Annotated in this window: 15 protein-coding genes and 1 riboswitch; of the genes, 5 read left to right on the top strand and 10 right to left on the bottom strand. The window is 74.2% G+C overall.

The annotated features are described in order from the left end of the window. Window positions 1-5: 5 nt before the first annotated feature. On the bottom strand, window positions 6-644 hold the full coding sequence (locus ACGFI1_RS34895; RefSeq protein ID WP_138636863.1) for a LysE family translocator: 639 nt from the start codon (window positions 642-644) through the stop codon (window positions 6-8). A 75-nt stretch (window positions 645-719) separates the two neighbouring features. Here ACGFI1_RS34895 and ACGFI1_RS34890 point away from each other — a divergent pair, with 75 nt between their 5' ends. Further along, window positions 720-2,057 carry an aminotransferase-like domain-containing protein gene (locus ACGFI1_RS34890; RefSeq protein WP_387067080.1) on the top strand — a complete coding sequence of 446 codons (1,338 nt, stop codon included), beginning with the start codon at window positions 720-722 and terminating at the stop codon, window positions 2,055-2,057. A gap of 20 nt (window positions 2,058-2,077) precedes the next feature. Here the strand turns inward: ACGFI1_RS34890 and ACGFI1_RS34885 are convergent, their stop codons facing one another. From ACGFI1_RS34885 to tsaA, 4 genes are all read right to left on the bottom strand, one after another. Next, window positions 2,078-4,576, bottom strand: coding sequence for a mannose-1-phosphate guanyltransferase (locus ACGFI1_RS34885; RefSeq protein ID WP_138636865.1), 2,499 nt, complete (start codon window positions 4,574-4,576; stop codon window positions 2,078-2,080). Then, complete coding sequence (locus tag ACGFI1_RS34880; RefSeq protein WP_386866004.1) at window positions 4,573-5,265, bottom strand: CDP-alcohol phosphatidyltransferase family protein; 693 nt, start codon at window positions 5,263-5,265, stop codon at window positions 4,573-4,575. The genes ACGFI1_RS34885 and ACGFI1_RS34880 overlap by 4 nt, the downstream gene beginning before the upstream one ends. Window positions 5,266-5,467: 202 nt before the next feature. Next, on the bottom strand, window positions 5,468-6,631 hold the full coding sequence (locus tag ACGFI1_RS34875; protein WP_392791538.1) for a sensor histidine kinase: 1,164 nt from the start codon (window positions 6,629-6,631) through the stop codon (window positions 5,468-5,470). Between the two features lie 52 nt (window positions 6,632-6,683). After that, window positions 6,684-7,106 (bottom strand): tRNA (N6-threonylcarbamoyladenosine(37)-N6)-methyltransferase TrmO, encoded by a 423-nt coding sequence (gene tsaA / locus ACGFI1_RS34870; RefSeq protein WP_386866008.1) that lies wholly within the window; start codon window positions 7,104-7,106, stop codon window positions 6,684-6,686. A gap of 88 nt (window positions 7,107-7,194) precedes the next feature. After that, window positions 7,195-7,308: riboswitch (TPP riboswitch) on the top strand. Between tsaA and thiC the strand changes: the two genes are divergently transcribed. Continuing rightward, window positions 7,304-9,028, top strand: a complete 1,725-nt coding sequence (gene thiC / locus ACGFI1_RS34865; protein ID WP_392791535.1) for a phosphomethylpyrimidine synthase ThiC — start codon at window positions 7,304-7,306, stop codon at window positions 9,026-9,028. Its footprint overlaps the riboswitch before it by 5 nt. A 171-nt stretch (window positions 9,029-9,199) precedes the next feature. Beyond that, on the top strand, window positions 9,200-9,856 hold the full coding sequence (locus ACGFI1_RS34860; protein ID WP_392791532.1) for a TetR/AcrR family transcriptional regulator: 657 nt from the start codon (window positions 9,200-9,202) through the stop codon (window positions 9,854-9,856). A gap of 12 nt (window positions 9,857-9,868) precedes the next feature. Here ACGFI1_RS34860 and ACGFI1_RS34855 read toward each other — a convergent pair whose 3' ends face one another. Next, window positions 9,869-10,705 (bottom strand): metallophosphoesterase family protein, encoded by an 837-nt coding sequence (locus ACGFI1_RS34855; RefSeq protein ID WP_392791529.1) that lies wholly within the window; start codon window positions 10,703-10,705, stop codon window positions 9,869-9,871. A gap of 126 nt (window positions 10,706-10,831) precedes the next feature. Between ACGFI1_RS34855 and ACGFI1_RS34850 the strand changes: the two genes are divergently transcribed. Further along, window positions 10,832-11,806, top strand: coding sequence for a DUF1838 family protein (locus ACGFI1_RS34850; RefSeq protein WP_392791526.1), 975 nt, complete (start codon window positions 10,832-10,834; stop codon window positions 11,804-11,806). A gap of 70 nt (window positions 11,807-11,876) precedes the next feature. On the opposite strand, the gene ACGFI1_RS34845 is transcribed toward ACGFI1_RS34850, so the two are convergent. Then, entirely contained in the window at window positions 11,877-12,380 is a 504-nt protein-coding gene (locus ACGFI1_RS34845) for an anthrone oxygenase family protein (RefSeq protein WP_138636870.1), read from the bottom strand. Window positions 12,381-12,398: 18 nt separating this feature from the next. After that, entirely contained in the window at window positions 12,399-13,238 is an 840-nt protein-coding gene (locus ACGFI1_RS34840; protein WP_392791524.1) for an NAD(P)H-binding protein, read from the bottom strand. 82 nt (window positions 13,239-13,320) lie between these two features. Here ACGFI1_RS34840 and ACGFI1_RS34835 point away from each other — a divergent pair, with 82 nt between their 5' ends. Then, window positions 13,321-14,256, top strand: a complete 936-nt coding sequence (locus tag ACGFI1_RS34835; RefSeq protein ID WP_387067100.1) for an AraC family transcriptional regulator — start codon at window positions 13,321-13,323, stop codon at window positions 14,254-14,256. 38 nt (window positions 14,257-14,294) lie between these two features. Here the strand turns inward: ACGFI1_RS34835 and ACGFI1_RS34830 are convergent, their stop codons facing one another. Beyond that, entirely contained in the window at window positions 14,295-15,428 is a 1,134-nt protein-coding gene (locus ACGFI1_RS34830; RefSeq protein WP_392791522.1) for a carbohydrate kinase family protein, read from the bottom strand. 67 nt (window positions 15,429-15,495) lie between these two features. Beyond that, entirely contained in the window at window positions 15,496-16,839 is a 1,344-nt protein-coding gene (locus ACGFI1_RS34825; protein ID WP_387067103.1) for a hypothetical protein, read from the bottom strand. Window positions 16,840-16,946 lie beyond the last annotated feature (107 nt).

Genomic DNA, 16,946 nt, shown 5'->3' with positions numbered 1-16,946 from the left:
GCGGGTCAGGCGGCGGCGGGCCGGTAGAGGCCGATGTGGACGGCGAGCCCGGCGAGCGCCGAGCCCATCAGGTAGCGCTGGACGCGCCGCCAGCCGGGGCGGCGGGCGAGGAAGCCCGCGATGCCGCCGGCGCCGAGCACGATGAGGCCGTTCACGGTGATCGCGATGGTGATCTGGACGAGGCCGAGCAGCATGATCTGGAGGGCGATGTTCCCGCGCGCCGGGTCGGCGAACTGCGGCAGCAGCGACACGTACAGGATCGCGATCTTCGGGTTGAGCAGGTTGGTGACGAGGCCCATGGTGAACAGCCGGCGCGGCGGGTCGGCGGGCAGCTCGCGGGGCGCGAACACGGCCGTGCCGCCGGGCCGCACCGCCTGCCAGGCGAGCCAGAGCAGGTAGGCCGCCCCGCCGATCTTGATCGCGGTGTAGAGGGCGGGGACGAGCGTGAAGACGGCGGTGAGCCCGGCGGTGGCGGCGGCGACGTAGAGCACGAAGCCGGCGGCGACGCCGCCGAGCGAGACGAGCCCGGCGCGGCGGCCCTGCGTCACCGTCCGCGACACCAGGTAGATCATGTTCGGTCCCGGGGTCAGCACGAGCCCGAGGGCGAAGGCGGCGACGGCCGCGGCGGCGGTGAGCGAGATCATTGCACCGATATTAGATCCGGACATTTCTCAGTACAATATGGTGAATTGATCTCGGTGCAATGTTGGGGGGCAGCCGTGGAGGACTTCCGCCGGGTCGCCGACGAGGTGGCCGCCGACATCGCGGCGGGGCGGCTGCGGCCGGGCGACCGGCTGCCCCCGCAGCGGGCCTTCGCCCGGCGGCGCGGCATCGCGGCCTCCACGGCGGGCCGCGTGTACCGGGAGCTCGGGCGGCGCGGCCTCGTGGCCGGCGAGGTCGGGCGCGGCACGTTCGTGCGCGCCGCGGCGCGTCCGGCCGACCCCGCGCTGGCCGAGCCGGCGGGCGCCCGCGTCGATCTGGAGCTGAACTACCCGCTGGTCCCCGAGCAGGGCCCGCTGCTGGCGGCCGGGCTGGAGCGGCTGATGCGCCGGGACGTCCTGGACGAGGCGCTCGGCCCGGTGGGCGTCGCGGGGACCGCCGCCGCCCGGGAGGCCGCCGCCGCGCTGCTCGCGACGCCCGCGCTGGCGCCGGACCCGTCCCGCGTGCTGTTCGCGGGGAGCGGGCGGCAGGCGATCGCGGGGGCCGTGGCGGCGCTCGTCCCGCCCGGCGGGCGGCTGGCCGTGGAGGCGCTGACCTATCCGGTGGTGAAGGGAATCGCGGCCCGGCTCGGCGTCACGCTCGTCCCGGTCGCGGCCGACGAGCACGGGCTGCGGCCCGACGCGCTCGCCGCCGCGCACCGGGCGGCGCCGCTCGGCGCGCTCTACGTCCAGCCGACCCTGCACAACCCGTGCGGGACGACGATGCCCGCGGAGCGCCGCGCCGACCTCGCCGCCGTCCTGGAGCGGCTCGGGCTCCCGGCGGTCGAGGACCGCGTGTGGGCGTTCCTCGACGCGGACGAGTCGGAGCCGCTGGCGGCGCTGGCACCGGAGCGCACCGTGCCGGTCGACAGCCTGTCCAAGCGTCTCGCCCCGGGCGTGAGCGTCGGTTTCGCCGTGCCGCCCGCCCCGCTCGCCGGACGGGTCGCGGCGGCGCTGCGCTCGGGCGCGTGGGGGCCGGCGCGGTTCGCGCTGGAGGCGGCGACCGGCTGGATCACCGACGGGACGGTCGCGGCGGTGACCCGCGCCAAGCGCGCGGACGCCGCGGCCCGCGCCGCGCTCGCCGCCGAGCGCCTCGCGGGCGCCGCCCCCGCCGGGCCGCCCGCCTACTTCCGCTGGTGGGACCTGCCGCCGCGGTGGCGGGCGGAGACGTTCGTGGCGGCGGCCGCGCGGCGCGGGATCGCCGTCACCCCGGCCGCGGCCTTCGTCGTGGGGACGGGCGCGGCGCCCCGCGCGGTCCGCGTCGGCCTCGCGTCGCCGCCCCTGGACGCCCTGGCGCGCGCGCTGGACGTCCTGGCCGAGATCGCCGCCGGAAGCCCCGACGACATGCCTGTGGACTGACGCGCCCTAGGGACGCGCCGTCAGGAGCCCGCGCGTTCGACGACCGCGGCCCACTCCTCCAGGAGCGCCTGGGCGGCGTCGGCGTCGGGCCCCTCGGCCCACAGGTGGGTGACCGCCTCCGCCGGGTCGGGCAGGACGAGGACCCAGCGGCCGTCGTCCTCGACCACGCGGACGCCGTCGGTGGTGTCGATGGTGCGGTCGCCGGCGGCCTCCACGACGTGCCGCATCACGCTGCCCTTGGCCGCCCACGGGGTCGGGACGGAGCGGCGCAGCAGATGCGCGTCGGGGATGCGGCGGTCGATCTGGGAGAGCGTCAGCCGCGTCCGGGCGACGAGCCCGACGAGGCGGACGAACGCCGCGATCCCGTCGACGGTGCCGCTGAACTCGGGCATCAGGAACCCGCCCCGGCCGTCGCCCGCGAAGATCACGCTGGGCTGCGCGGCGGCCTTGGTGAGGACGTCCTGGGACGTGGACGTCCACTCGACCTGCACGCCGTGGAACCGGCAGACCTGCTCGGCGACCCGCGTCGTCGTCACCGGCAGCGCCACCTTGCCGCCGCGCCGCTCGGCCGCGACCAGGTCGAGCATCACCAGCAGGGCCCGGTCGTCGCCGACCAGCTCGCCGTTCTCGTCCACCAGGGAGATCCGCTCCCCCACCGGGTCGAACCGGACGCCGAACGCGGCCCGCGACGACGACACCAGCTCGCCGAGCCGCTCCAGGTCGCGCATCCGCTCGGCGAGCGTCTCGGTCGGGTTCGCCTCGTCCAGCCCGGCGTTGCGGGTGAGGACCTCCACGCCGACCTTGCCGAGCAGGTTCGGCAGCACGAGCGAGGCGACGCCGCCCGCGCAGTCCAGGACGATCTTCAGCCCGGCCTCGCGGACGCCGCGGATGTCGACGCGGCGCAGCAGGTCGCGGGTGTAGGTCTCCACGACGCGCGGCGGGTAGGTGAGCTCGGCGATCTCGCCGGGGAACGCCCGGCGGTACTCCTGGCGGCCGAAGACACGCTCCAGCTTGCGCTGCGCCGCCTGGGACAGGTCGGCGCCGCCCGCGTCGAGGAACAGGATGTCGACGCCCTGCGGGTCGCCGAGGGTGGTGCGGATGTAGATGCCGCCGACGGCGTCCTCGCGGCCGGTCTCGAACCGGGCGACGGTCAGCGGCGTCGCCTCCAGGTCGTTGACGTTGATGGCGCTGGCGGTCAGCGCGCTGTTGACGGCGCGCTTGAGGGTGCGGGCGGCGCGGGAGACGTCGCGTCCGGTGACGACCGTGGTGCCCTTCTTGAGGGTGGTCGCGTAGGCGCTGGCGAGCCGCACCGCCAGCTCGGGCGTGATCTCCACGTTGACGAGCCCGGACACGCCGCGCGGCCCGAACAGGTTGCGCTGGCCGCGCGACTCCCAGATCACGCTGGTGTTGACGACGGCGCCGGCCTCGATGGTCTTGAAGGGGTAGACCTTCACGCCGCTGGAGACGTACGCCTCGGCCTCGATGACGCACTCGTCCCCGATGACCGCGCCCTCCTCGACGCGGGCGCCGGCCATGATGTCGGTGTTCTTGCCGACGACGCAGCCGCGCAGGTTCGTGGACGGCGCGACGAACACGTTGTCGTGGACGACGGCCCGGTGCAGGAACGCGCCCTCCTTCACCACGACGTTGCTGCCGAGCACGGTGTACTCGCGCAGCTCGACGCCGGCCTCGACCTTGGCGTAGTCGCCGATGTAGAGCGGGCCCTTGAGGACGGCCTCGGCGTCCACCTCGGCGCCCTCGGCGACCCAGACGCCCGGGGACATCTCGAAGCCGTCCAGCTCGATCCCGACCTGGCCCGAGAGCATGTCGGCCTGGGCCTTGAGGTAGCTCTCGTGGGTGCCGACGTCCTCCCAGTAGCAGTCGGCCACGTACCCGAACAGCCGGGCGCCCTCGGCGAGGAGCTTGGGGAACACGTCGCCGGACCAGTCGACGGACTCCCCCTCGGCGACGTGTTCGAGGACCTCCGGCTCCATCACGTAGATGCCGGTGTTGACGGTGTCGGAGAACACCTGGCCCCAGGTGGGCTTCTCCAGGAACCGCTGCACGCGGCCCTCGTCGTCGACGATGATGATGCCGAATTCGAGGGGGTTGGGGACCCGCTTCAGGCCGATCGTGACGAGCGCGTCGTTCTCCTTGTGGAACCGCACCATGTCGGTGAGGTCGATGTCGGTGAGCGCGTCCCCGGAGATGACGAGGAACCGGTCGTCGCGCAGCGCCTCCTCGGCGTTCTTGACGCTGCCGGCGGTGCCGAGCGGGATCTCCTCCGTCGCGTAGCTCAGCGACATGCCGAGCTCCTCGCCGTCGCCGAAGTAGTTGCGGATCAGCGCGGCCAGGAACTGCACGGTGACGACGGTCTCGGTGAACCCGTGCCGCTTCAGCAGCCGGAGCACGTGCTCCATGATCGGCCGGTTGACGAGCGGAAGCAGCGGCTTGGGCTGGTTGGCGGTCATCGGACGCAGCCGCGTCCCCTCGCCTCCCGCCATCACGACGGCCTTCATCGGGGGGTCTCAGCTCCCTTCTGGTCGCCGGCCGCCGGTTCCGCCCCCGGCCCGGCCCCGTCCGGCCCGGGGCCCGGCCCCGGTTCCGCACCCGGGGACGGGGGCGCGGCGCGGCCGGCCAGCACCAGTTGCCGCGTCTGCGCCCAGTAGAGGACGGCGGCCCACCAGTACAGGCCCGTCCCCCAGATGGCGAAGGACCATCCGGCGACCTTCGCCGCCGTCCCCGCGCCGCCGTCGTGGTCGCCCAGCAGCAGCAGCGGGAACGCGTACAGCAGGCACATGGTGCCCGCCTTGCCGATGAAATGGACGGGCAGCGTGCCGCCGTACCCGAGCCGCCGGATGATCGGCGCGATCGGCAGGATCGCGAACTCCCGCGCGACCAGCACGATCACCAGCCAGAGCGGGATGATGTCGCGGATGGTCAGCCCGACGAGCGTGGCGAGGATGTAGAGCCGGTCGGCGGCCGGGTCGAGCACCATCCCGAGCTTGCTCGTCTGGTTCAGCGCCCGCGCCAGCTTGCCGTCCAGCCAGTCGGACAGGCCGGCGAACACCAGCACGCCGAGCGCCCACCAGTCCGCCTCGACGAGGACGAGCCACAGGAACAGCGGGACGCCCACCAGCCGCGCCATGCTGAGGACGTTGGGCACCGTGAATATCCGGTCCTGCGGGGCCTCTCGCACTGTGCTCACCGACGCGTTCGCCTCCCCTGGTCCCCTTGATCCTGACCCTACCGGTAAGGGGTTGAAAGCCCCCGATGGCGTCCGGCCCCTGAACCGAGGGTGCCCGCCGGCGGCACCGTTCCGGCACCGGCCGGCCGAGTCGGGAGGTTCCCGGCGGACGGGTCGAGCGGGGCGAAGCCCCCGCCGCGGCGCCCGCCCGGCCCGGCGCCGGTCACCGCGGGCTGACCGCGTCGGCCAGCGGAAGGACCGCCGTGACCACGAACCCGCCGCGCTCCCCCGGACCCGCGTCGAGCGTGCCGCCGACGCTGCGCGCCCGCTCGATCATCCCGAGGATCCCGAAGCCGTCCGGCGCGGCCCCGGAGGGCCCGCGGCCGTCGTCGGCGACCCGGACGAGGAGCCCGCCGGCGTCCCGCTCCAGGGTCACCGTGGCGCGCTTCGCGGCGGCGTGCTTGACAATGTTGGTCAGGGCCTCCTGGACGATCCGGTACGCGGCGACGCCGACCTCCGGCGGCAGCCCGGCCGCGAGGCCGCCGTCCGACAGCTCCACGTCGATCCCGCCGGCGCGCGCGGCCCGCACGAGGTCGGCGATGCCGTCCGGTCCGGGCAGCGCCCCGGACGAGCCGACGTCGGTGCCGCGCAGGACCTGCAGGGTGCCGCGCAGCTCGGTGCGGGCGTCGCGGCAGGTGGCCGCGATCGAGCCGAGCGCGTCGGCCAGCTCCGCCCGGTCGAGCGGCCGGTCGCCGCGCACGAGGTGGGCCGCCGCGCCCGCCTGCACGCCGATCAGCGTGATGCTGTGCGCGAGGAGGTCGTGCAGGTCGCGGGCGATCCGCAGCCGCTCCTCGGCGACCCGCCGCCGCGCCTCCTCCTCGCGGGTGCGCTCGGCCCGCTCGGCCCGCTCGGTGATGGTCGCGAGCCGCGCGCGGTGCACCCGCCACACCTGGACGGCGATCACCACCGACACCACGGCCTCGATGACCGCGACCTGCTCGCGGACCGAGCTGCCGCCCGCCCGCATCGCCATCCCGATCACGCACACGGCCAGCAGGAACGCCACGACGCTGAGGACGACCCGCACCCGGCGCCCGAGGACCGCGTAGGCGAACAGCGCGATCACCTCGGCGGGCACGAGCGCGTGGTGCTGGTACTGGGCCAGGTGGTAGGGCAGCACGAGCACGACCAGGGCCACCAGCCCCGGCGCCGGCCACCGCCTGATCACCGCGAGCGGCGCGTGCGCCGCGACCAGCAGCAGCGCGCCGACGGCGTCCAGCTCCCGGACGCCGGGCCACGCCACCGCGGCGGCGGCCGCGACCCCCGCCAGCACCGCCGCGAGCACGGCGTCCGAGACCGTCGCGTTCACCCGGGGCAGCGTCACCACCCGTCCATCTTCCCCGACCTCCGCGATCAGCGCACACCGCCCCTGGCGGGGGCTATGCGCCCGCTTCCCGGGCGAGGATCGGCTTGACGTCCAGGATCGGGGTGCCGTCCAGGGCCTCCAGGTCGCGGACGCGCACGCGGTCGCCCTCCACCTCCAGGATCTCCACGGGGTGGAGCCCGATCGGGTTGGGGCGGTCCGGGGACCGGGTGGCGAACACGCCGCGCATCGGGGTGGACGGGTCGTCGCGCGGGTGCACGCGCAGGACGTCGCGGGGCGACAGGTGCAGCCAGGTCAGCACGAAGACCCGGTCGCCCGGGCGGAGGCCGTCCAGCGCCGGGAGCACGGCCGGCTCGAAGACCAGCCACGCCTCGGGCGCGCCCTCGGTGCCCTGCTTGGGGGCCGACGCCCGGTCCGTCAGCGTGGACGAGACGCGGCCGACCGGGGTGAGCGCGAACTCCTGGTGAGAGTCGATCATGCCCCGATCCTCCCAGGCGTCGCGCGGGCGCGTTCTACCCCGGCCCGGCCGGTTGCGGCAACGGGGGCGGTCCGGGTTAGCGTCGGGGGCGACAGATCGCGGGGGTCCGGCGAACCGGGCTGAGATAGCGGCTGAGACGGCCGCTGACCGCATGAACCTGACCGGGTAATGCCGGCGTAGGGAGAGATCGAGTCGTCATGACACAACGTGTGGTTCCAGCCGCCCGCAAGACCTACCTGCAGGGCTCGCGCCCGGACGTGCGGGTCCCGATGCGGGAGGTGCCGCTCACCAACGGCGACGTCGTCGTCCTGTACGACACGTCCGGGCCGTACACCGATCCGGAGCAGCGGACGGACGTCCGCCGGGGCCTGCCCGCGCTGCGGGAGCCGTGGATCGCCGAGCGCGGCGACACCGCCCCGTACGAGGGGCGGGCGGTGCGGCCGGAGGACGACGGGCGGAAGGCGGCGCCCGTCCGGGAGGACGTCCTGCCGCGGCGGCCGCGGCGCGCGACCGGCGGCGCGGTGACGCAGCGCGCGTACGCGGCGCGCGGCGAGATCACGCCGGAGATGGAGTTCGCCGCCCTGCGGGAGGGGGTGCGGCCGGAGTTCGTCCGGGACGAGCTGGCGGCCGGGCGGGCGGTGCTGCCCGCGAACGTCAACCACCCGGAGGCCGAGCCGATGGTCATCGGCCGGAACTTCCTGGTGAAGGTGAACGCCAACATCGGCAACTCGGCGGTGGCGTCGTCGATCGAGGACGAGGTCGAGAAGATGACGTGGGCGACCCGGTGGGGCGCCGACACGGTCATGGACCTGTCGACCGGGCGGGACATCCACACCACGCGGGAGTGGATCCTGCGGAACTCGCCGGTCCCGGTCGGGACCGTCCCGCTGTACCAGGCGGTCGAGAAGGTCGGCGGAGACCCGGCGGAGCTGACCTGGGAGGTCTTCCGGGACACGGTGGTCGAGCAGGCCGAGCAGGGCGTCGACTACATGACCGTGCACGCCGGGGTGCTGCTGCGGTACGTGCCGCTGACGGCGCGCCGCAAGACCGGGATCGTGTCCCGAGGGGGCTCGATCATGGCGGCGTGGTGCCTGGCGCACCACGAGGAGAACTTCCTCTACACCCGCTTCCGCGAGCTGTGCGAGATCTTCGCCGCCTACGACGTCACCTGGTCGCTCGGGGACGGGCTGCGCCCCGGCTCCATCGCCGACGCCAACGACGAGGCGCAGTTCGCCGAGCTGCGCACCCAGGGCGAGCTGACGAGGATCGCGGCCGAGTACGGCAACCAGGTGATGAACGAGGGGCCGGGCCACGTCCCGATGCACAAGATCAAGGAGAACGTGGACCGGCAGCAGGAGTGGTGCGACGGCGCGCCGTTCTACACGCTCGGGCCGCTGACCACCGACATCGCGCCCGGCTACGACCACATCACCTCGGCGATCGGCGCCGCGATGATCGGCTGGCACGGCACGGCGATGCTCTGCTACGTCACCCCGAAGGAGCACCTCGGGCTGCCGGACCGCGAGGACGTCAAGGCCGGCGTCATCGCCTACAAGATCGCGGCGCACGCCGCCGACCTGGCCAAGGGGCATCCGGGCGCGCAGGCGTGGGACGACGCGCTGTCGGACGCGCGGTTCGACTTCCGCTGGGAGGACCAGTTCAACCTCTCGCTCGACCCGGACACCGCCCGCGCGTTCCACGACGCGACGCTGCCGGCGGCGCCGGCGAAGACCGCGCACTTCTGCTCGATGTGCGGCCCGCATTTCTGCTCGATGAAGATCACCCGGGACGTCCGGCGGTACGCCGACGAGCGCGGGCTGGACGGCGAGGCCGCGCTCGAAGCGGGACTGCGCGAGAAGGCGGCGGAGTTCCGGGCCGCCGGCGGGCGGGTGCAGCTGCCCCTGTCGCCCGGCCCGTCCTGATGTAAGCGCAGGTCGGCGCGGGCCCGGCGCGGACCGTTCCGCGGCGGGCCCGCGCATCCCGGCGGGGCCCGGGGTGCGCGGCGCGGCTAGTATCAAGGGACCGTTCCAAAGCCGCGGATCCCCCCGAATCGCCGCAGGCCCGTCCCCGCCGGGAAAGGACCGACCACTCACGTGACCAGCGACGACACGCCGAAGGCCCCCGCGCGCGCGATGCGCGCCGACGTGCGCCGCAACCGGGCGCGGCTGCTCGCCGCGGCCCGCGAGATCTTCCAGCGCGACGGGGCCGGGGCGTCCCTGGAGGCCGTCGCCCGGCAGGCCGGCGTCGGCATCGGGACGCTCTACCGCCACTTCCCCACCCGCCAGCACCTGCTGGAGGCGCTGCTCGCCGACGGCTACGCGGAACTGGCCGCGAAGGCCCGCGAGCTCCTGGCCGACCCCGCGCCCGGCGAGGCGCTGCTGACCTGGCTGCGCGCGTTCGCCGCGCAGGTGGCGGCGTACCAGGGGCTGGCCGCCGCGGCCGTCGCGTCGCTGCGGGACGAGGTGACGTTGCGGAACGAGATCGCACAGCGGGACGAGATCGCACAGCGGAACGAGAGCACGCTGCGGGACGAGCACTCGGAGCCGGTGCCCTCGCGGCGGGCGATGTGCGAGGCGGCAGAGGCGCTGTTCGCCCGCGCGCAGCGGGCCGGGGAGGCGCCACCGGAGGCGGTGTTCGCCGACGTCCTGTGGCTGACCGGCGCCATCGCGGCGGTCACCGAGCGGGAGCCGGAGGCCGCCGGGCGGCTGCTGTCGCTCGCCGCCGCCGGCATGGTGCCCGGCCGGACGTAGCCGCTTCGCCGGTCAGCTCGTCTCCGGGACGGGCAGGATCCGGCGCGGCCCGCGCGGAGCGCCGCTCCATCTGCGCCATTCGCGCGGGTAGCCGACCGACACCTCGATGTGCGGGATTCCGCCGGTCCAGATCGTCCGGGGGATGTGCAGGTGCCCGTACACGACGGACACGGCGCCGAACCTGGTGTGCCAGTCGGCGGTGCGCTCGGTGCCGCACCACTGCGCGAACTCCGGGTACCACAGGACGCGGGTGGGCTCGCGGACGAGCGGCCAGTGGTTGACGAGCACGGTCCGCGTCCCCGGTTCCAGGGCCGCGAGGCGCTGCTCGGTGTAGGCGATCCGCGCGTCGCACCAGGCGTCCCGCGTGGGGTGCGGGTCGGGGTGCAGGTAGACCTCGTCGGTGCACACGACGCCCGCCTCGTGGGCGATCTCGAGCGCCTCCTCCTTGGTGGACGCACCGTCCGGCCGGAACGTGTAGTCGTAGAAGAGGAACAGCGGCGCGATCGTCACGGGCCCGCCCTCGCCGTCCCAGACCGGGTACGGGTCCTCGGGGGTGAGCACGCCGAGGCCGCGGCACATGTCGACGATGCGCCGGTAGCGGGCCTCGCCGCGCAGCTGTACCGGGTCGTCCTTGACCGTCCACAGCTCGTGGTTGCCGGGGACCCAGAGCACGGCGGCGTACCGCTCGCGCAGCGTGCGGAGCGTCCACTCGACGTCGGCGAACCGCTCGGCGACGTCGCCGGCGACGATCAGCCAGTCGTCCGCGGACCCGGGCCGCAGCCCGTCGACGAACGCGCGGTTCTCGGGGAATCCCACATGCAGGTCGCTGATCGCGAAGACGCCGTCCATCCAGAGATCGTAGGCCCCGGGCGGGCGCCGCGCCGGGGCCCGCTCCCGCCGGCGAGGACGTGACGCCGGGGCCGCGGGGTGCTTGCATGGCGTGATCTCCGTCTCACGAGCCACCGAGGAGTCCGCATGCGACGACCGCTCACGGCCCTGCTCACCGGCGCGGCCGCCGCCGCCCTGCTGTGGTCCGTGCCGGGGGCGGCGGCCGCCCGCCCCGTCTCCGGGCCGTCCGCCCCCGGACCGCTGTACGCGCAGGTCGAGGACCGCGACACCCGCCTCCAGTTGCAGGTCCTCGGACGGCCGGACGGCAAGGACATGCTGTACCGCATCTCCGGCCACGTGTACGCCGACGTGCCGGGCGACGCCCTGGCGCCGCGCCTGCGGCACGGGACGCGGCTGTTCGGGTTCGAGGGCTACAACATCCGGCGCCTCTACCGCGAGCCCGGCACGAACAAGCTGTACCAGCTGAGCCGCGAGGTCGTCTTCTACACCGATCCGCAGGACCCGGCGAAGGTGCTGAGGGAATGGCGCAACCCGCTCGACGGGAGGACGTACCCGCTGGTGCCGGTGAACAACGACGACGTCGACTTCGGGCCGTTCCCCATCACGCCGCAGTTCCGGCTCGGCCCGCTCAAGGACGTCGGGCGCAACCTCGCCCAGGTCTCCGACATCCCGCCGCGCACCGACATCAAGGCCCTGACCGGCGACGACTTCGGCCTTCCCGGCGGCGTCTACACCGCCTGGGAGATGTTCGACTTCTACATCGGGAAGCGGGAGGCGGCGCGGCGGGCGCACGGCGTCCCGAAGGGGGCGATGGAGGTGGTGAACAGCTGGACGCGGTCCAGCCCGTTCGCCCCGTCGATGTGCGTCCCGGAGAAGGACGCCCGCGCCCGGCTCCTCTTCCACGCCCGGAGCTGGACCCTGGACTCGTGGGACGACCTGGAGCCCTGGCTCAAGGCCGAGGTCGAGCGCGACTACCCCCTCTATAAGAAGGCCCCTAACGCGCCAGCACCTTCGGAGACCTCGTGGACGTCCTTCTACCGCAAGCAACTCCAGAACGGCGCCCTCACATGGGCCGAATGGTGCGCGCGGAACGGCAGGTAAGAAACGGCGAAGCGGCCCGCGTCCCCTTCCGCAGGGGCGCGGGCCGCTTCCGCGTTCAGCTGCCTAAGGGTCAGTTGTTCTTGCCCCAGTAGTAGACGCCCAGGCTCATCGCGAGCACGCTCGCCCAGCTGAACACGGCGCGGACGGTGTTCCAGGCGGTCCAGCGGCCGGAGTAGTCCGACCAGAGCTTCGCCGCCTCGGCCATGTCCTTCGGGATCGCGGCGGCGTCCAGGTCGTTGTTCATCGGGATGTTCACGGCGAAGCTCGGGACGAGCGCGCCCACGAAGTAGACGCCCGCCGCGACGAAGAACAGGATCGCCGCCGACTTCTGGTCCAGCGTGAGCAGCAGCACGCCCGCCGCGGCGGCCAGCACCGGGACCAGCAGGAACATCGCCACGAACACCGGGTTCTGGATCTTCTGGTTGATGCCCTGCATCGCGTCGATCGCCGAGCCCGGCCGCGCCGCGTTCAGGCCGGGCATCACGCCGGTCGAGAAGCCGAAGAACGTCCCGGCCATGCCGGCCGCCATGATGAGGGAGAGCGTCACCGAGACGCCCGCGAGTGCGGATTTCATCGTCGTGCCACCTTCGGGTCAGAGGGTCCAGATGCCGCTGTCCGCGGTCTCCCGCGCGTAGTCGGCGAAGTCGCGGGGGGCGCGGCCGAGCGCCCGCCGGACGCCGTCCGCGGGACGGGCGTTGCGGCCGTCCAGGACGGTGGTGAACAGGTACGTGAGGAAGCCGATGACGTCGTCGGGCAGGCCGTGCTCCTTGAGGGCCGCCGCGTAGTCGTCCGCGCTCACCGGGACGAAGGCGATCTCCCGCCCGGCCGCGCGGCCGATCTCCGCGACGGCCTCGGCGAAGGTGAGCGCGCGGGGGCCGGTCACCTCGTAGACCTCGCCCGCGTGGCCGTCCCGGGTGAGCGCCGCGACGGCCACGTCCGCGATGTCGCCGGCGTCCACGAACGGCTCCGGCACCTCGCCCGCCGGGAGGACGACCTCGCCGGCGCGGACGGGGTCGAGGAGGTAGTCCTCGCTGAAGTTCTGCGCGAACCAGCTCGCCCGCACGACCGTCCACTCCAGGCCCGACGCCCGGACGATCCGCTCGCACTCGGCCGCCTCGGGCTCGCCCCGGCCGGACAGCAGGACCACCCGCCGTACGCCCGCCGCCACCGCCTGCGCCGTGAACGCGGCGATGGCCTCCGGCGCGCCGGGGGCCGCCAGGTCCGGGTAGTAGGACAGGTACACCTTCTCGACGTCCCGCAGCACGGGCGCCCAGGTCGCCTCGTCCGCCCAGTCGAAGGCGGGCGAGGCCGCCCGCGAGCCCATCCGGACCGGGACGTCCAGGGCCTCCAGCCGCTCCACCACGCGCCGGCCGGTCTTGCCGGTGCCGCCGAGGACGAGGGTCAGGCCGTTTTCGATCTCCGTGTTCGTCATGCCCTCAAGTCAACCGGCGGGTGCCTTCGGCCACCATCGTTGAGAAGCTCGCCCGCATACGCGAGCGTCTAGGCTGGCCGCCATGGACGCGCTCACCGACCTGCTCGACGGCCCGCGCGCCCGCGGCGCGTTCATGCTGCGGGCGACCCTCGACCCGCCCTGGTCGGTCCGCATCCAGGACGAGGCGCCGCTGACGCTGCTGTCCATGGTCAGGGACGACGCGTGGCTGATCCCCGACGAGGGCGAGCCGCAGCGCGTCGGCCCCGGCGACATGGTCGTCTTCCGGGGGCCCGACCACTACACGGTGAGCGACGACCCGGCCACCGAGCCGCAGATCGTCATCCACCCCGGGCAGCGCTGCACCACCCCCGACGGCACGAGCCTGTCGGAGGCCATGGACCTCGGCGTCCGCGCCTGGGGCAACGACCCGGCCGGGACGTCGGTGATGCTGATCGGCACCTACCAGATGCGCGGCGCCGTCACCGGGCGGCTGCTGTCCGCGCTGCCGCCGATCGCGGTGGTGCGCGGCGACACCTGGAAGTCGCCGCTCGTCGACGTGCTGGGCGAGGAGATCGGCCGGGACGAGCCCGGGCAGGAGATCGTCCTCGACCGGCTCCTCGACCTGCTGCTGATCGCGACGCTGCGGGCCTGGTTCTCCCGGCCGGACGCGCAGGCCCCCGGCTGGTACCGGGCTCACGGCGACCCCGTCGCCGGCCCCGCGCTGCGGCTGCTGCACGACGACCTGTCGCACCCGTGGACGGTCGCCGACCTCGCCGCCCGGGTCGGCGTGTCCCGGGCCGCGCTCGCGCAGCGGTTCGCGAAGCTGATCGGCGAGCCGCCGATGGCGTACCTGACCGGGATCCGGCTGGCGCAGGCCGCCGACCTGCTGCGGGAGAGCGACGCGACGCTGGACTCCATCGCGCGCCAGGTCGGCTACGGCACCGCGTTCGCGCTGAGCACCGCGTTCAAGCGCGAGCACGGCGTCAGCCCGCAGGAGTACCGCGCAGGCGCCGCCTGACCGCCCCGCCCCGCCGGCCGGCCGGGCGGGCGGGGCGGTCAGTGCTCCTTGCGCAGGGTGGGCTCGGCGCGGACGGGCGAGTCGTCGGCCGCGTCCGGGATGAACGGGACGACGAACGCGTACTCGGCCAGCACCGACTCCGGCACCTCCCCCGACTCGCCGAACGCGGCGATCTCCCCCCAGCACGGCGAGCCGAGCGAGCCGCTGCGGTGCCGCACCGACAGCCCGGCGCACAGGTTGGCGAACCGCAGCCGCTCGGCGAGCGGCAGCCCGGCGAGGGTGGCGAACACGAACCCGGCGGCGAACACGTCGCCGGCGCCGGTCGGGTCGAGGGCCTCCACCGGCAGCGCGCCGACCTCGGCCCGCTCGCCCGTCGCCGAGTCGATCGCGATGGCGCCGTCGCCGCCGCGCTTGACCACGACCACCGGGACCCGCTCGGCGAGCGCGGCGGCCGCGTCCGCCGGGGTGGCGGTGCGGGTGTAGGCCATCGCCTCGGCCGCGTTCGGCAGGAACACGTCGACGTGGGCGAGGCGGTCGAGGACTTCGGCGGGCCAGGCGCCGGTCTGGTCCCAGCCGAGGTCGCCGAAGACCAGCGCGCCCCGGGCGCGCATCCCGGCCGCCCACGGCGGCACCGGGCGGTCGACGTCGACGAAGCAGGCCCGCGCGTCCGGCGGCGGGCCGCCGAGGTCGTCCAGCGGGGCGGGGACGGGCTTGGCGAACGTCACCATGCTGCGGTCGGAGTCGTAGGCCATCGACACGGTGACGGGCGTCGACCAGCCCCGCACGCGGCGCGACAGCCCGAGGTCGACGCCCTCCTGCTCGGCGAGGGTCCGCCACAGGTAGGCGCCGAACATGTCGTCGCCGAACGGCGCCGCCAGCCCGACCCGCAGGCCGAGCCGGCTCATCGCGACCGCGATGTTGGCGACCCCGCCGGGCGCCGAGCCGAGCCCGTCGGTGACGATCTCGGTGCCCGGCGGCGGCAGCCCCGGCAGCCCGGTGAAGATCATGTCCATGAAGACCTGGCCGGACAGGAACACGTCCAGGCCGGGGCCGCCCCCGCCGGCGCGCAGCCGCTCCCCCGCCGGCTCCCGCTCCGCGCAGGGGTCGGCGAGGGACGGCTCGGGCGCCCGGCCCGGCGCGGTCTGCTGAGTCACCGCGGTCTGCTGAGTCACGAGGCCCCCCGTGGCGAGGCGTGGGCTTGGTCCCCCGGACCCTAGCCCCCGCCTCCGACATCGACTGCTACTCCGGAACGTACAACCGGATGTCGTCCACCTGCGCCTTCCCCTCGTAGAAGTTCATGTGCGGGTCGCCGATCATGAACCGGTCCGGGTAGGCGGACCCGGCGGGCCAGGTGCCCCGGTCGACGAGCGTGCCGCCCGGTCCCGTCCAGGTCCAGTCGGCGTCGAACCGGCCGTCGTACTCCTCCGGCCGCTGGTTGTAGTGCCAGATCGGCTCGCCGTCCTGGACGAACGCGCGGGTGTACCGGTAGGTGGCGCGGCCGACGTGCGCGAAGACGCCCGACATCTCCATCGTGTAGGCGCCGTCGCGGCGCTCGATCGCGAACGTGTAGGGCTCCTGCGGCAGCAGCTCGGGCTGGAGGTCGACGGTGGAGACGATCGCGCCGGCCTTGCGGTGCCCGCACTCGCTGTCCATCAGGTACTCGGTGCCGGGCATCGCCGCGTACCGGCGGTCGTCGGTCATGAAGATCGCGTTGACGCCGTTGCCCGTCCCGGCGGAGTAGGGCTCGTACTGGCCGGTGGCGGGGTTGCAGTACAGCAGCCCCTTCCCGGTGTACTTGTAGCGGTTGTAGCCGTCCATGGCCACCTTCCTGTGGCCGTGGACGAAGACGTTGTTGTGCGGGGCCACCTGCCGGTAGTCCATGATCGACATGTAGTAGAAGCCGTTGGAGTCGGTGCGGACGTCGGCCCACTCGCACTCCGGCCGGGAGAAGTCGCCGCCCGACGCCCACGGGAAGTTGGTCTTGCAGCCCTCGGGCGAGTAGCCGTTGATCCGCCCGTCCGGGTAGTCCCACAGGCCGTTGCGCTGCCCGCCGAAGTCCAGGCCGCGCAGCGTCATCTCGACGCGGTACTCGGCGGGCAGGTCGCGGGTGGAGCGGATGACGACGCCCGCCTGGTGCGCCGGCTCGTCGATGCGGGCGACGCCCTTGCCGGACGTGAGCGTCGGCGGCCGGTCCGGGCGCCCGTCGCCGTCGGCGTCCCGCGCGGCGAGCTCTGCGGTGAGCCAGCCGCGCCGGCCGAACGTGAACGACTGCCGGTAGGTCTTCATCTTCGCGAGCTGCTGCCGGAAGGCGGGGCCGCCGACGGTGTCGAAGTAGGCGCCATCGTTGTCGTACATGTCGACGTTGTAGGGGCTGGACGGGCCGTCGCCGTCGGGCCGCCACGGCGCCTTCGCGCTGTCCAGGTGCCGGTTGAACGGTTCGGCGGCGACCAGCCGCCACCCGTCGCGGGCGGCGGGCGGGCCGGTGCCGGGGCCGCCGGCGGCGTGCGCCGGCGCCGTGCAGAGGGCCGCGGGCAGGACCAGGGGCAGCGCCATCGCCAGGGCGCCGCGTGCGAGTTTCCTCATGGCGACGACCGTCGCACGGGCCGCCCGGCGGCGACCAGGGCAAACATCGCCAAAGTGGTATTGACCAGTCACCACAATCGGACATACGGTGTGCAACGACAGGAACA

It is taken from the genome of Actinomadura geliboluensis (assembly GCF_043197915.1).
GTDB classification, from domain to species: domain Bacteria; phylum Actinomycetota; class Actinomycetes; order Streptosporangiales; family Streptosporangiaceae; genus Spirillospora; species Spirillospora geliboluensis.
Note: the sequence above shows the minus strand (reverse complement) of the source record. Positions and strands in the feature narration are given on the sequence as shown.

Excerpts from the sequence above, each read along its gene's own strand:
- ACGFI1_RS34855 (WP_392791529.1), bottom strand. The coding sequence starts at position 10,705 with ATGGACGGCGTCTTCGCGATCAGCGACCTGCATGTGGGATTCCCCGAG.
- ACGFI1_RS34840 (WP_392791524.1), bottom strand. The coding sequence starts at position 13,238 with ATGACGAACACGGAGATCGAAAACGGCCTGACCCTCGTCCTCGGCGGC.
- thiC (WP_392791535.1), top strand. The coding sequence starts at position 7,304 with ATGACACAACGTGTGGTTCCAGCCGCCCGCAAGACCTACCTGCAGGGC.
- ACGFI1_RS34845 (WP_138636870.1), bottom strand. The coding sequence starts at position 12,380 with ATGAAATCCGCACTCGCGGGCGTCTCGGTGACGCTCTCCCTCATCATG.
- ACGFI1_RS34850 (WP_392791526.1), top strand. The coding sequence starts at position 10,832 with ATGCGACGACCGCTCACGGCCCTGCTCACCGGCGCGGCCGCCGCCGCC.
- ACGFI1_RS34895 (WP_138636863.1), bottom strand. The coding sequence starts at position 644 with ATGATCTCGCTCACCGCCGCCGCGGCCGTCGCCGCCTTCGCCCTCGGG.
- ACGFI1_RS34835 (WP_387067100.1), top strand. The coding sequence starts at position 13,321 with ATGGACGCGCTCACCGACCTGCTCGACGGCCCGCGCGCCCGCGGCGCG.
- tsaA (WP_386866008.1), bottom strand. The coding sequence starts at position 7,106 with ATGATCGACTCTCACCAGGAGTTCGCGCTCACCCCGGTCGGCCGCGTC.
- ACGFI1_RS34885 (WP_138636865.1), bottom strand. The coding sequence starts at position 4,576 with ATGAAGGCCGTCGTGATGGCGGGAGGCGAGGGGACGCGGCTGCGTCCG.
- ACGFI1_RS34825 (WP_387067103.1), bottom strand. The coding sequence starts at position 16,839 with ATGAGGAAACTCGCACGCGGCGCCCTGGCGATGGCGCTGCCCCTGGTC.